Origin of the sequence: Ursidibacter maritimus, from assembly GCF_009761395.1 — a bacterium.
GTDB classification, from domain to species: Bacteria; Pseudomonadota; Gammaproteobacteria; order Enterobacterales; family Pasteurellaceae; genus Ursidibacter; species Ursidibacter maritimus.
This window is the reverse complement of sequence record NZ_LEKN01000034.1, coordinates 25,685-40,408: the sequence shown is the minus strand read 5'-3', so window position 1 is coordinate 40,408 and position 14,724 is coordinate 25,685. Positions and strand designations below refer to the sequence as shown.

The following is a 14,724-nucleotide window of genomic DNA, read 5'->3' as shown; positions in this document are numbered from 1 at the left end:
ATAGCAAAATAAGGCGATTTATCTGATAATAGCGGTTAGTTTCCTTCATTTTTTACAAATTGTTATGAATAAAACTATCGTTATTAAACTCGGAACAAGCACGCTCACTCACGGTACAAAAAGTTTAAGTCGCCCACATATGTTAGAAATTGTTAAACAACTGGCGACATTACATCAACAAGGTTTTCGCTTGATTGTTGTCTCTTCTGGGGCGGTGGCGGCTGGACGTGATTATCTCAACCATCGGGAACTTCCTCAAACCCTTGCTTCTAAACAGCTATTAGCTGCTGTTGGACAAAGCCAGCTTATTCAAGTGTGGGAAAGTTTATTTTCTATCTACAACATCAAAATTGGTCAAGTGCTATTAACTCGGGCAGATATTGAAAACAAAGAGCACTTTCTGAATGCAAGAGATACGCTAAATGTCCTACTCGATCAGCAAATTATCCCAATTATCAACGAAAATGATGCAGTCGCTACGGCAGAATTTAGAATTGGCGATAACGACAATTTGTCGGCATTAGTGGCCATTCTTGCTCAAGCGGAACAGTTAATTTTATTAACGGATCAACAAGGGCTATATGATAGTGATCCGAGAAAGAATCCAAATGCTCAACGTATTGCGGTTGTGGATAAAATCACCCCAGAAATTCGCCAAATGGCAGGTGGTAGTGGAACAACACTCGGCACAGGAGGAATGAGCACAAAAGTTATTGCCGCAGATATTGCAACGCGTTCTGGCGTTGAAACTTTGATTGCCTCTGGCGAGCTGGAGAATGTGATTGTTAAATTGGCTCAAGGAGATGGGATCGGCACACGTTTTCTCGCTCAACAGGATAAATTAGAAGGACGAAAACAGTGGTTATTTGGTGCACCACCAGCAGGTATCCTTATAGTTGATGAAGGTGCAGAAAATGCCCTATTAGCTCAACATAAATCCCTTCTTCCTGCTGGTATTCAGCATATTGACGGACAATTTGCGCGTGGTGAAGTAGTTAAAATCACCAACCGTAATGGTAAATTATTAGCCTTAGGCATTAGTCGCTATAACAGTGATGCGTTGCAACGTATTAAGAGTAAAAAATCTAATGAAATCGAAACCATTTTAGGCTATGAATTTGGTTCAGTAGCGATTCATCGTGATGAAATGGTCGTTTATGCTTAGATAAAAGTAAAATAAGGAGAGAAAATGGAACTCACATTTGATGTTTTGGCTCTACTGTTTACCGCGGCATTGGTGGCAGGTACTATTGATGCGATCGCTGGTGGAGGTGGTTTAATTACCATTCCCGCCTTGCTTGCCGTAGGCGTTCCGCCTGCAATGGCATTAGGCACAAATAAACTACAAGCCTGTGGCGGTTCTTTTTCAGCATCTCTCTATTTTATTCGTCAAAAAGCAGTTGAAGTAAAACAGATTCGTTTGCTTATTTTGCTGACTTTTTTTGGGGCATCACTCGGTGCTGTTTTTGTACAAATGCTAGATGTGGAACAGCTTAAAACGATTTTACCTTTTTTAGTTTTTATTATCGGTGGCTATTTTTTATTTAGCCCAAGTTTGGGCGATGAAGATCGCAAACAACGAATTAGCTATCCATTATTTGCTTTTACTGCTGCATTAGGTATTGGCTTTTATGATGGTATGTTTGGGCCTGCAACAGGTTCATTTTTTACTTTAGCTTTTGTATTATTACTTGGTTTTAATTTAACAAAAGGCGTGGCTCACGCTAAAATTCTTAACTTTACCTCTAATTTTGCATCGCTGATCTTCTTTATTTTAGGTGGGGCTATCTTATGGAAAGTCGGCTTTGTGATGTTAGTTGGGCAATTTATTGGTGGGAACATTGGTGCAAGAATGGTGGTAACGAAAGGTAAACACATTATCCGACCGCTTATTGTAACAATGTCATTTATTATGGTCTGCAAAATGCTGTGGGATCAGGGATATTTTTAATGAATAAAGAAAAACGTGTAGAAATTTTAACAAGATTACGAGAACAAAATCCACACCCGACAACCGAATTAAACTACAACAACCCTTTTGAATTATTGATTGCGGTTATACTTTCCGCACAAGCCACTGATGTGGGAGTGAATAAAGCCACTGCAAAGCTCTACCCTGTGGCGAATACGCCACAAGCTATTTTAGATCTTGGCTTAGATGGGCTAAAAGAATACATTAAAACCATTGGGCTATTTAACAGTAAGGCAGAAAATATTATTAAAACCTGTCGTGATTTATTGGAAAAACATAATGGTGAAGTACCACAAACACGAGAAGAACTTGAAGCACTTGCAGGCGTAGGCAGAAAAACCGCCAATGTGGTTTTAAATACCGCCTTCGGTCAGCCTACTATTGCGGTAGATACCCATATTTTCCGAGTCTCCAATCGCACTAACTTTGCTCCAGGAAAAGACGTGGTAAAAGTCGAAGAAAAATTACTTAAAGTAGTTCCTGATGAATTTAAAGTTGATGTTCACCACTGGTTAATCCTACACGGTCGCTATACTTGCATTGCAAGAAAACCTCGTTGTGGCTCTTGTATTATTGAAGATCTTTGTGAATTTAAAGAAAAGACAGATATTTAGCAAAATGATATTACCCCGAGTTATTCGGGGTAATACGGTCTTTAATCTTTTAGTTGGATATTCCTTACCAACTGCTCAATCAATTTCGGCCCTTGATAAACCATCGCAGAATAAAGTTGCAATAAGTTTGCCCCGACGTCAATTTTTTCTTGTCCCGATGCAACGGAGTGAATCCCACCACTGCCAATAATTGGGAGTTTTCCTTGTAGTTCTTGGCTAAGTTGGTGAATAACTTGAGTACTTAATTGACAAAGTGGTTTTCCACTTAGTCCACCTTGCTGTTCCGCATTAGGTAAACCCGCTACGCTTTCACGAGATAAGGTGGTATTGCCAGCAATGACCCCGTCAATTTTGTGTCTGACAAGACTATCAGCAACTGAGGCTATTTCATCATTATTCAAATCAGGTGCAATTTTCAATACAAGCGGTTTGTAAGCCCCATTTTTTTGCGAAAGCGCCTGTTGTTCTGCTTTTAAGGCTTGCAGTAAATCATCAAGAGCTTCACCGTATTGGAGTGAGCGTAGATTTTTCGTATTCGGTGATGAAATATTTACAGTAATATAACTTGCATATGAGTACACCTTGCGTAAACAGATAAGATAATCATCAAGGCTATTTTCAATAGGTGTTGTCGCATTTTTACCGATGTTAATCCCTAATACGCCGTTATATTTTGCTTTTTTAACATTCTCAACGAGTACATCAACGCCTAAATTATTGAAACCATTACGATTAATGATGCCTTCTGCCTCAGGTAAACGGAATTGGCGTGGGCGTGGATTTCCATCTTGTGCTACTGGCGTAACCGTGCCGACTTCAATAAATCCAAAACCTAATTGGGCAAACCCATCAATCGCTTCTCCATTTTTATCAGCACCTGCAGCCAAACCAATCGGATTTTTAAAGGTTAATCCCATTACATTGACAGGATTATCAGGGAGCTTACGACAATTTGGGAGATGTCTCAATAATTTTAACGCTTGAATGGAAAAACGATGCGCCTGTTCTGCGTCTATTGCAAACAGCGCTTTACGAATTAAGGGATAAATCATTTGCAAAAAATTCTCAATATCTGACCGCTTGATGTAAAAAAGCCCAATCATTCGACTGGGCTTAGCAAATAGCAATTAATGACTAAACATTGCTGAAATAGATTCTTCGTTGCTAATACGGCGAATTGCTTCAGCAAGCATTCCTGAAAGGGTTAATACGCGTACTTTATTTAATGCACGAATTTCTGCTGAAAGTGGAATCGTATCCGTAATCACAATCTCATCTAAAGCTTCATTTGCAAGATTTTTCGCAGCTGCCCCAGAGAATACAGCGTGCGTTGCGTACGCAAATACACGTCTTGCACCACGCTCTTTCAATGCTTCTGCCGCTTTGACTAATGTACCCCCTGTATCGATCATATCATCAACTAAGATACAATCACGTCCAGCAACATCACCAATAATGTGCATAACTTGTGACACATTTGCTTTTGGACGACGTTTGTCAATGATTGCCATATCTGCATCATTTAATAATTTAGCGACCGCTCTTGCACGAACAACACCACCAATATCAGGAGATACTACGATTGGGTTCACAAGATCGGTTTTTTTCAAAATATCATCAAGTAGAACAGGTGAACCAAATACGTTATCAACAGGAACATCAAAGAAACCTTGGATTTGTTCTGCGTGTAAATCACAGGTTAAAACACGATCCACACCAACACTTGATAGGAAATCAGCAACGACTTTAGCGGTAATCGGCACACGTGCTGAACGAACACGACGATCTTGTCGAGCATAACCAAAATAGGGAATAACCGCAGTGATACGACCCGCCGATGCACGTCGTAGTGCATCAACCATTACGACGAGTTCCATTAAATTGTCATTTGTTGGTGCACAGGTTGATTGCACAATAAAAATATCCCCACCGCGTACATTCTCATTGATTTGTACTTGGATTTCGCCGTCACTAAAACGACCAACGGTTGCATCGCCAAGGGAAATATAAAGACGTTCAGCAATTCGTTTTGCTAATTCTGGTGTAGCGTTTCCTGCGAAGAGTTTAATATCAGGCATTGTTGGGGAACCTCTAGGTTATAAATTAAGCATTAGGAAATAAATTCAGTTTTTGGTGTAAAGGAGAAATATTTTGCCCTTTTGCGACAAAACCTTGAATATGTTTTGGTTTCTGATCGAAAACGTTTAATGCTTCTTCTTTACTATCAAATTCGGCAAAGACACAAGCACCTGTGCCCGTCAGCCGAGATGGTGCATATTGTACCAACCAAGCGAGTAGATCATCAACCTCTGAATAATGATCTCGGACAACTTTTTCGCAATCGTTTGCCCAATTTGTCGATAATAATTCGCTCAAACTTCGTTTCGGTGTATTTCTCGGTAAATCTGGGTGCTGAAAAATTAAGGCCGTTGAAATAGACACATCGGGTTTAAGCACCAGATACCATTTTTCCACAGGATTGCACTGTGTCAGTTTTTCCCCTACGCCTTCAGCAAAAGCGGCAAAACCTCGTACAAAAATCGGCACATCAGCCCCTAGAGATAAGCCAATTTCAGCCAGTTGCTCTAAGGATAGCCCGGTTTGCCATAATTGATTTAGTGCGACCAAAATAGTGGCAGCATTTGATGATCCACCACCAACGCCTCCGCCCATCGGTAATCGCTTGGTTAAGCGGATTTTTGCCCCAAGAGAACAAGCGGTCTGTTGTTGCAAAAGTTTTGCAGCTCGATAAATTAAATTCTGCTCAACAGGCACGTTCTCAAGTATTTCGGTAAGAACAATTTCAGGATCTTGACTAATCTCAATCTCAATGTCATCACCAAAATCTAAAAACTGAAATAGCGTTTGCAATTCGTGATAGCCATCTGCCCGCTTGCTCGTGATATATAAAAATAAATTGAGTTTAGCTGGGCTAGGAAAAGAAAAACGTTCGGTCATTAGTAGGCCCAGTTATCAATACGAATTTTTAAAGTTTGCTTACCATTTTGGAGCACAATCAGCTTAGGCAGATTAGGTTGGCGATCTTCGTGATATTCAACAAAAGTGGCTTTCCAAACGGAACCATTCACAGGATAATCAAATTGCGATAGCTGACGTTTTTCATTGACAATATAGTTAGAATGTTTTTCAGGCTGACCTTTCACCCAGTAGGCAAATTGATCGATAGGAAAAGACACGCCGATGATTTCTTTCATTAACAGATCAATATCCGATTCAGTACGGCTACGCCCTTCGCTATCTGAAACCGTCATTCCCAATTCATTACGTTGCAATTTTAACGATTTACTTGAAAGATTTGATGACATCGTCAGCCCAAAATTCGTTGGTGTTTTATATTGCCAGTCAAAATGCGATGAAAAACGCTCTTCGGGCGAAATATAACCAAATTGCCCTTTGGCTGAATAACCTTTAATTTTCTGTAATTGAGCTAAATGTTGTTGCCATTGAGGATCGCTGTGAGAAATCGCAACCTCTGGTTTTGCTACTTCCGTTGGAGCGTTATAGATAGAGTTACAGCCTGTAAGTACAATCAAAGTAGTAAGTGAAAGGAGTTTAGTGAGTTTTTTCATATGTAGTCCTATTAAAAATATGCACCAGTATAATCGAAATATACTAATTTTCCGAATAACTACTCATTACCTAATGTTGCTACCATTACAGCCTTGATGGTATGCATTCTATTCTCTGCTTCGTCAAAGACGATAGAGGCATCAGATTCAAACACTTCATCGGTTACTTCTAAGCCATTCATCCCATATTTTTGCGCAATTTCTTTCCCAACTGTAGTTTGATCATCGTGGAACGCTGGCAAGCAATGTAAGAACTTCACATCAGGGTTACCCGTTTTTTGCATCAATTCACTATTAACTTGATAAGGTTTCATTAGATTGATACGAGCTTCCCACACCGATTCTGGCTCGCCCATAGATACCCACACATCGGTATAAACGAAATCGACATCTTTAACCCCTTCTGCCACGTCTTCCGTACAAGTGATTTTTGCTCCTGTTTTTGCGGCCATTTCTGTGACTTCATCAAGTAACGCTTGTTCTGGGAAGAATTGCTTTGGAGCAACTAAACGAAGATCAACCCCCATCAATGCAGCCCCTTCTACAAAAGAGTTCCCCATATTGTTACGAGCATCGCCTAAATAAGCGAGTTTAATCTGATTTAGCGGTTTAGTTGAATGTTCTTGCATTGTTAAAAAGTCCGCTAAAATTTGAGTTGGGTGAAACTCATCGGTTAAACCGTTCCACACAGGTACACCTGAATAATCCGCTAATGTTTGGACTAATTCCTGTCCATAACCGCGATATTGAATACCATCATACATTCGACCTAATACACGAGCCGTATCTTTCATTGATTCTTTGTGCCCAATTTGTGATCCACTTGGCCCGATATAACTCACGTTTGCCCCTTGATCAAATGCCCCAACTTCAAAAGCACAACGAGTGCGAGTTGAGCTTTTTTCAAAAATTAATGCAATATTTTTGCCTTTTAATGTCTGTTTTTCCGTTCCCGCTTTTTTATCTGCTTTCAATCTTGCGGCAAGTTCAAGTAAATAAAGAATTTCATCTGGTGTAAAATCCATCAAACGTAAAAAATGACGATTTTTCAGATTTGGTTGTGTGTTTGCAGTCATAAAAGCTCCTGATTATTGAAATTGCGTGAGAAATTATTAAAGATTCTACTAAAATTAACGCATTTATGGTATCTTCTCAAAAATTTTTTATCCTTAAAATCAGTGTTTTTAAGCGGTGAGTTTAGCGAGATTTTTTGCAAAATTTTCGATAAATCTCCCCGCTTATCACAACGGGAGAATACGATGTCTAAACATCTTACAGAACAACGTTTTATTGATTTCCCTATTCACGATCGAGTGCTTGCAGCACTTGATGATAAAGGCTTTGAATTTTGTACACCAATTCAAGCCAAAACCTTACCTTACACATTAGTAGGGCAAGATATTGCAGGGCAAGCACAAACAGGGACAGGAAAAACTCTTGCCTTTCTTGTGGCAACCTTTCACCACTTGCTTTCTCAATATATTCCAACAAAACCAAACCAACCACGAGCATTGATTTTAGCACCTACACGCGAATTAGCAGTGCAAATTGCATCAGATGCAGAAATTCTTGTTAGTCATACTGAATTTAAACTGGCACTAGCTTATGGTGGCGATGGTTACGATAAACAAATTCAAGCAATTGAAAAAGGTGTTGATATTTTAGTCGGTACGACTGGACGTATTATTGATTATGTCAAACAAGGTATTATTGACCTAAATTATGTACAAGTTGTGGTGCTAGATGAGGCAGATCGTATGTTTGATCTTGGGTTTATCAAAGATATTCGCTATCTAATGCGAAAATGCCCTTCTCCTGAAAATCGCCTGACAATGCTCTTTTCTGCGACACTTTCTCATCGTGTACGAGAATTAGCGTTTGAAGATATGCACAATGCTGAATATGTAGAAATTGAACCCCTTCAACGTACAGGCCATCGTATTAAAGAAGAACTATTTTACCCTTCTAATGAAGATAAAATGGCTCTTTTACTCACGTTGATGGAAGAAGAATGGCCAGAACGTTGTATTGTGTTTGCTAATACTAAACATAAATGTGAAGAAATTTGGAGCTATTTAAATGCAGATGGACATCGTGTTGGCTTATTGACTGGCGATATTCCACAGAAAAAACGCCTTGCACTGCTTGATAGTTTTACCCAAGGCGATTTAGATATTTTAGTCGCAACAGATGTAGCAGCAAGAGGCTTACATATTTCTGATGTTACCCACGTTTTCAATTATGATTTACCTGATGATCGTGAAGATTATGTACATCGTATCGGGCGTACGGGGCGTGCTGGGGAAAGCGGTTCTTCAATTAGTTTTGCTTGCGAACGCTATGCGATGAATTTACCTGCAATTGAAGAATATATCGGACATCGTATTCCTGTTAGTCAATACGATAAAGAAGCTTTACTTGCATTGCCAAAACCAACACGAAATAAAAGCTCATCAAAATCGAATAATTGGAAAAAATAATGCTATTAAGCCATAGAGATATTTTATCTCTGTGGCTATTTCTTTATCTTAAATACAACCACAATATGACGAATAAATTTAAAACGACTTTAATTGCAACCTTTACTTGCTTACTAACCGCTTGTTATAGCAACACTGAAAAGCAAAACGTAGGGGTCGCTACACATAACCAGTCTTTATCTAATAATATCCCAACAAAACGAATCAATACAACTGACTGTAAGGATTCTGATGATTGGTATTTAGATGGCTACCGCGTTGGGAAATCTTTTACACAGCAAAAAAATGAAATGTTTAATCAACGAGTAAATTATTGCCAATTTAGCATCAAACAATTACCAAGCCACTTTAAATCAAACTGGGAACGTGGCTTTAACATCGGTATTAATGATAATAAGCAGCCTTCAAAAAGACAGGCTAAAAAGAAAAAAGCCTAACTTAATTTTTATAACGCTCAAGGAGCAATTCTATGAATTACCCAATCGCTCAATCTAAAGAAGGCAAAGAGTTATCGCTCGTTGCCAAAATGGCAAACCGCCACGGCTTAATTGCAGGAGCAACAGGAACAGGTAAAACCGTTACCTTACGCAAATTAGCAGAATCATTCAGTAATGCTGGCATTCCTGTCTTTCTTGTTGATGTAAAAGGCGATCTCTCAGGTTTAGTACAAGCGGGCAGTTTCCAAGGGAAAATTGCAGAACGTATTGAGCAATTCCAACTTGGTGGCGAAGATTACTTAAGCGGTTTCCCCGTTTCCTTTTGGGATGTTTTTGGTCAAAGTGGTATTCCATTACGCACCACCATTTCCGAAATGGGACCAATGTTATTAGCTCGTTTACTTAACCTAAACGACACTCAAGAAGGCTTGTTAAATTTAGTATTCCGCGTTGCCGACGACAAAGGATTACTGTTAATTGATCTCAAAGATCTGCGTGCCATGCTAAAATTTGTGGCGGAAAACGCTAAAGTATTCCAAGTTGAATATGGTAATGTTTCTGCTGCAAGTGTTGGAGCTATTCAAAGAGCATTACTCACACTGGAAAATGAAGGAGCAAGTAATCTATTTGGCGAACCTGCTCTAGACTTGAATGACTGGATGCAAACGCGTGACGGTCGTGGTGTTATTAACGTACTCAATTCCGAAAAACTGATTAACTCACCAAGAATGTATGGTGCATTCTTACTTTGGTTTATGGCAGAGCTATTTGAGCAACTTCCTGAAGTCGGCGATCCTGATAAACCTAAATTTGTATTATTCTTTGACGAAGCACATTTAATGTTTGATGGTGCACCAAAAGTATTAGTCGATAAAATTGAACAAGTTGTACGTTTAATCCGCTCTAAAGGGGTGGGGGTTTATTTTGTGACACAAAATCCATTAGATTTACCAGAATCGGTATTAGGACAGCTTGGTAATCGTGTTCAGCACGCATTACGTGCCTTTACACCGAAAGATCAAAAAGCAGTAAAATCTGCGGCTGAAACTTTCCGAGCAAATCCATCTGTCAATGTGGTGGAAGCCATTACCCAACTTGGTGTTGGAGAAGCGTTAGTCTCTGTTTTAGATGAAAAAGGTATGCCAACGCCTGTGGAAATTGCCTATATCTACCCACCACAAAGCCAACTTAAACCAATATCGGAACAAGAGCGTCTATCTCTAGTGAAACAAGATGATCTCTACCTTCATTATAGCCAATTTGTTGATAACGAATCTGCTTTTGAGCTATTAAACCAACAAGTTCAGGCTCAACAGCAAGCAGAACAAGAAGCGAAGGAAGAAGAAAATGGTTTCTTAAATGGCATTTTAGGTAGCATTTTTGGTACGAAAAAGAAAAGCGAACAATCTATTGCAGAAAAAGTTGTTGGTAGCGTTGCTCAGTCTGTTGGACGTAATCTTCGTAACCAAGTCACAAAACAAATTATGCGTGGAATTTTAGGGGCAATTACTAAAAAATAAGTCCACTTGTAATGTAAAGGCATAGTTTCCCACTATGCCTTTTCTAATTTAGTTATTTATCAATATGACGCTCTGTATAACCTGTATAAATTTGTCTTGGGCGGACAATTTTCAGGCTTTCTTCGCACATTTCTTTCCAGTTTGCAATCCACCCTACTGTTCTTGCTAAAGCAAAAATAACCGTAAACATTGAGGTTGGAATACCGATTGCTTGTAAAATGATTCCTGAATAGAAATCGACATTTGGATAAAGTTTACGTTCAATAAAGTATGGATCACTTAAGGCGATACGTTCTAATTCCATTGCCACTTCAAGTAATGGTGTAGTAACACCCAGCTCTTTAAGCACTTCATGGCAAGTTTCACGCATTACTTTCGCTCTAGGGTCATAATTTTTATACACTCGATGCCCAAAGCCCATTAAACGGAATGGATCATTTTTATCTTTAGCTCGAGCAATAAATTCTGGAATACGATCAACTGTGCCAATTTCTTCTAGCATTTTGATACAGGCTTCATTTGCACCACCATGTGCAGGTCCCCAAAGAGATGCAATACCAGCAGCAATACAAGCAAATGGATTAGGGCCAGATGATGCCACACTTCGCACTGAAGATGTCGAGGCATTTTGTTCGTGGTCTGCGTGTAAGGTAAAGATACGATCCATCGCACGTTCTAATACAGGATTTACCACATAAGGCTCACAAGGGGTCGCAAACATCATATACAAGAAGTTTCCTGCATAAGAGAGATTATTTTGCGGATACATAAATGGACGACCGATGCTGTATTTATAACACATCGCAGCTAATGTTGGCATTTTAGCCAACAAACGAATCGCAGTTTTATCACGAGATTTTTGACTATCTTCTAAAATATCGTGATAGAAAGCCGCTAATGCACTACTTGCTGCACACATCACCGCCATTGGGTGCGAATCTCGGCGGAAACCTTGAAACAATCGGGTAAATTGTTCATTCACCATATAATGTGAGCTGATCTCTTTTTTAAATGCGTCTAGCTCTTCTGTATTTGGTAATTCACCATTTAATAATAAATAAGCAACATCAAGGTAGCTTTTACGCAATGCTAATTCATCAATCGGGTAGCCACGATGCAACAAGATCCCCTGATCACCATCAATATAAGTAATGCTAGATTCACATAACGCCGTAGAAGTTAGCCCCTGATCGTAGGTGAATAATTTCTCTTTTTGTAATGATTCCACTCCGATTGCATCATAACCTAAGTTACTTTGATACACTGGCAAACTAAATTTACGTCCATCACTGAGTTGTAACTCTGCGGTTAAAGTTGGATGTAGTTTAGGCATATTCATTCCCCCTGTTTATTGTTATTTTCAAGCGGTAAGTTATGAGTAAAATTTTGCAATAATCCGACCGCTTGCCTTGTCTTTTATTTGCTATGCGACAGTCTGGAAGATAACTTCATCAGCTTTTTTCATATAGCTATTGATTTCGTTGAAATTCATATAACGATAGGTATCTTCTTTATCGTTATCCAAACTGTGTACATAACTTAAATATTCATCTAGTGTCGGAATTCTACCCAGTAAGGCACAAACCGCCGAAAGTTCTGCTGATGCTAGATAAACAAATGCTCCTTTTCCCATACGATTTGGGAAGTTACGAGTAGAAGTTGAAACAACCGTTGAGCCATCTGCCACTCTTGCTTGATTTCCCATACAAAGTGAACAACCTGGAATTTCAACCCTTGCCCCGCTTTTACCATAGATGCTGTAATAGCCTTCTTCCGTTAGCAAAGCTGCATCCATTCTTGTTGGTGGCACAACCCATAAGCGTGTCGGTAACATTGCCGTAGATTGACTTAATAGTTTACCTGCTGCTCGGAAATGCCCGATATTTGTCATACAAGAACCAATAAAGACTTCATCAACTTTATCGCCTTGTACATCTGAAAGTTTTCTCGCATCATCAGGATCGTTCGGTGCACAGACAATCGGTTCTTTGATTTCATTCAAATCAATCTCAATAACCGCTGCATATTCTGCATCGTCATCTGCTTCCAATAATTGTGGGTTATCTATCCAAGCCTGCATTGCGTTGATACGGCGTTCTAAAGTACGCACATCACCGTAACCTTCCGAAATCATCCATTTGAGTAACACAATGTTTGAGTTGAGATATTCGATCACAGGCTCTTTATCTAATTTAATGGTACAAGCCGCGGCAGAACGTTCAGCTGATGCATCGGATAATTCAAAGGCTTGTTCTACTTTCAGGTGCTCTAACCCTTCAATTTCAAGAATTCGCCCCGAAAAAATATTCTTTTTACCCGCTTTTTCAACGGTTAGTAAACCTTGTTGAATGGCATAATAAGGAATGGCGTGAACTAAATCGCGTAATGTGATGCCTGCTTGTAATTCGCCTTTGAAACGAACAAGGACAGATTCGGGCATATCCAGTGGCATAACGCCTGTTGCAGCGGCAAAAGCAACCAAGCCAGAACCAGCAGGAAATGAGATCCCAATAGGAAAACGAGTGTGAGAATCGCCACCTGTCCCCACTGTGTCTGGTAGTAACATTCGATTTAGCCACGAATGAATAACCCCATCGCCAGGGCGTAACGAAACACCCGCTCGGTTCATAATAAAATCAGGTAATGTATGATGCGTTACTACATCAACAGGTTTTGGATAAGCTGCTGTATGGCAGAAAGATTGCATTACTAAATCTGCGGAGAACCCTAAACAAGCGAGATCTTTTAATTCATCACGCGTCATTGGCCCTGTGGTATCCTGAGAACCAACGCTTGTCATTCTTGGTTCGCAATACTGCCCTGCTCTAATACCTTCTACACCACAAGCTCTTCCTACCATTTTTTGAGCTAAGGTATAACCTTTAGTCGAGTCTTGCGTTGCTTTTGGTTTCACAAAAACATCGCTTTCAGGTAAGCCTAATTCAGTTCTTGCTTTATGTGTTAAACCACGTCCGATAATCAACGGAATACGCCCACCAGCACGCACTTCATCAAGCAAAACGTCTGTTTTTAAAGTAAAGGTCGCCAATACTTCATCGCTATTGTGTTTACAAATTTTGCCTTGATAGGGATAAAGGTCGATCACATCGCCCATATTAAGTTGGCTAACATCAACTTCAATCGGTAAAGAGCCTGCATCTTCCATTGTATTGAAAAAAATTGGAGCAATTTTACCGCCTAAGACCACGCCACCAGCCCGTTTATTTGGAATGTAAGGAATATCATCCCCCATTAACCAAAGTACTGAGTTAGTTGCTGATTTGCGTGAAGAGCCTGTTCCCACTACATCTCCCACATAGACAAGCGGAAATCCTTTCTCTTTTAACTGTGCAATTTGTTGCATTGGACCTACAACACCAGCCTGATCAGGTTCAATACCATCACGCTCATTTTTTAGCATTGCTAAAGCGTGCAGTGGAATATCAGGGCGAGACCACGCATCTTGAGCTGGCGATAAATCGTCCGTATTGGTTTCCCCTGTTACTTTAAATACAGTTAGCGTTAGTTTTTCAGCTAATTTTGGACGAGATAAAAACCACTCAGCATCAGCCCAAGACTGCAAGACTTGCTGTGCAAATTGGTTGCCTTGTTTCGCTTTTTCTGCAACATCGTGGAAATTATCAAACATCAATAAAGTATTAGATAATGCAGTAACAGCAAAAGGGGCTAACCTTTGGTTATCTAACGCATCTAATAAAGGTTGAATGTTATAACCACCTTGCATTGTGCCAAGTAATTCAACCGCTCTCTGCGGTGAAATTAAGGGCGATTGCACTTCATCTTTGATAATAGATGCTAAAAAAGAGGCTTTAACATAAGCAGCTTCATCTACCCCTGCTGGAATACGATTTTCAAATAATTCAAGCAGAAAAGTGGCTTCAGATTGAATAGGATTTTTGAGTAATTCAATAAGTTCAGCAGTTTGCTCTGCATTGAGTGGTAAAGGTACAACCCCCAATGCTTCACGTTCTGCCACAAGTTTACGGTAATCATTTAAGAAAGACATAAGAAAATCTCCACTTCAAAAATAATCTATGAGAGATGTCTTCATCATAATGCTAGAAAATAAAAAGGCAAGATTAAATTTTAC

At 39.6% G+C, this 14,724-nt stretch carries 13 protein-coding genes; 6 read left to right on the top strand and 7 right to left on the bottom strand.

Annotated features, from left to right (window positions below; genetic code table 11):
• Positions 1 to 64 precede the first annotated feature (64 nt).
• From proB to nth, 3 genes are read left to right on the top strand one after another with little or no spacing between them, the layout of a single operon-like run.
• Positions 65 to 1,165, top strand: a complete 1,101-nt coding sequence (gene proB, locus A1D26_RS06100) for a glutamate 5-kinase (RefSeq protein ID WP_157403171.1) — start codon at positions 65 to 67, stop codon at positions 1,163 to 1,165.
• Between the two features lie 24 nt (positions 1,166 to 1,189).
• A complete protein-coding gene (locus A1D26_RS06095) occupies positions 1,190 to 1,951 on the top strand; it encodes a TSUP family transporter (protein ID WP_157403170.1) in 762 nt (253 codons plus the stop codon).
• A complete protein-coding gene (gene nth, locus A1D26_RS06090; RefSeq protein WP_157403169.1) occupies positions 1,951 to 2,586 on the top strand; it encodes an endonuclease III in 636 nt (211 codons plus the stop codon). The genes A1D26_RS06095 and nth overlap by 1 nt, the downstream gene beginning before the upstream one ends.
• A 41-nt stretch (positions 2,587 to 2,627) precedes the next feature.
• Here the strand turns inward: nth and pyrD are convergent, their stop codons facing one another.
• The 5 genes from pyrD to argF form a co-directional block, all read right to left on the bottom strand.
• The gene (gene pyrD, locus A1D26_RS06085; RefSeq protein ID WP_157403383.1) at positions 2,628 to 3,635 is read right to left on the bottom strand and encodes a quinone-dependent dihydroorotate dehydrogenase; all 1,008 of its coding nucleotides are present in this window, start codon (positions 3,633 to 3,635) and stop codon (positions 2,628 to 2,630) included.
• Positions 3,636 to 3,713: 78 nt separating this feature from the next.
• Positions 3,714 to 4,664: a ribose-phosphate pyrophosphokinase gene (locus A1D26_RS06080; RefSeq protein WP_157403168.1), complete on the bottom strand. Its 951-nt coding sequence runs from the start codon at positions 4,662 to 4,664 to the stop codon at positions 3,714 to 3,716.
• A 25-nt stretch (positions 4,665 to 4,689) separates the two neighbouring features.
• A complete protein-coding gene (gene ispE / locus A1D26_RS06075; RefSeq protein WP_157403167.1) occupies positions 4,690 to 5,544 on the bottom strand; it encodes a 4-(cytidine 5'-diphospho)-2-C-methyl-D-erythritol kinase in 855 nt (284 codons plus the stop codon).
• Complete coding sequence (lolB, locus tag A1D26_RS06070) at positions 5,544 to 6,176, bottom strand: lipoprotein insertase outer membrane protein LolB (protein ID WP_157403166.1); 633 nt, start codon at positions 6,174 to 6,176, stop codon at positions 5,544 to 5,546. The genes ispE and lolB overlap by 1 nt, the downstream gene beginning before the upstream one ends.
• 59 nt (positions 6,177 to 6,235) lie before the next feature.
• Positions 6,236 to 7,252: an ornithine carbamoyltransferase gene (argF, locus tag A1D26_RS06065; RefSeq protein WP_157403165.1), complete on the bottom strand. Its 1,017-nt coding sequence runs from the start codon at positions 7,250 to 7,252 to the stop codon at positions 6,236 to 6,238.
• A 183-nt stretch (positions 7,253 to 7,435) separates the two neighbouring features.
• Between argF and rhlB the strand changes: the two genes are divergently transcribed.
• The 3 genes from rhlB to A1D26_RS06050 all read left to right on the top strand — a co-directional run bounded on the left by rhlB (position 7,436) and on the right by A1D26_RS06050 (position 10,613).
• A complete protein-coding gene (gene rhlB, locus A1D26_RS06060) occupies positions 7,436 to 8,656 on the top strand; it encodes an ATP-dependent RNA helicase RhlB (RefSeq protein WP_157403164.1) in 1,221 nt (406 codons plus the stop codon).
• Positions 8,657 to 8,721: 65 nt separating this feature from the next.
• A complete protein-coding gene (locus tag A1D26_RS06055; protein ID WP_198303111.1) occupies positions 8,722 to 9,093 on the top strand; it encodes a hypothetical protein in 372 nt (123 codons plus the stop codon).
• Between the two features lie 32 nt (positions 9,094 to 9,125).
• Positions 9,126 to 10,613: a helicase HerA-like C-terminal domain-containing protein gene (locus A1D26_RS06050; protein ID WP_157403162.1), complete on the top strand. Its 1,488-nt coding sequence runs from the start codon at positions 9,126 to 9,128 to the stop codon at positions 10,611 to 10,613.
• 52 nt (positions 10,614 to 10,665) lie between these two features.
• Here A1D26_RS06050 and A1D26_RS06045 read toward each other — a convergent pair whose 3' ends face one another.
• Both A1D26_RS06045 and acnB read right to left on the bottom strand, forming a co-directional pair.
• Complete coding sequence (locus tag A1D26_RS06045) at positions 10,666 to 11,946, bottom strand: citrate synthase (RefSeq protein ID WP_157403161.1); 1,281 nt, start codon at positions 11,944 to 11,946, stop codon at positions 10,666 to 10,668.
• A 90-nt stretch (positions 11,947 to 12,036) separates the two neighbouring features.
• Positions 12,037 to 14,640 carry a bifunctional aconitate hydratase 2/2-methylisocitrate dehydratase gene (acnB, locus tag A1D26_RS06040; protein WP_157403160.1) on the bottom strand — a complete coding sequence of 868 codons (2,604 nt, stop codon included), beginning with the start codon at positions 14,638 to 14,640 and terminating at the stop codon, positions 12,037 to 12,039.
• Between the last annotated feature and the right edge of the window lie 84 nt (positions 14,641 to 14,724).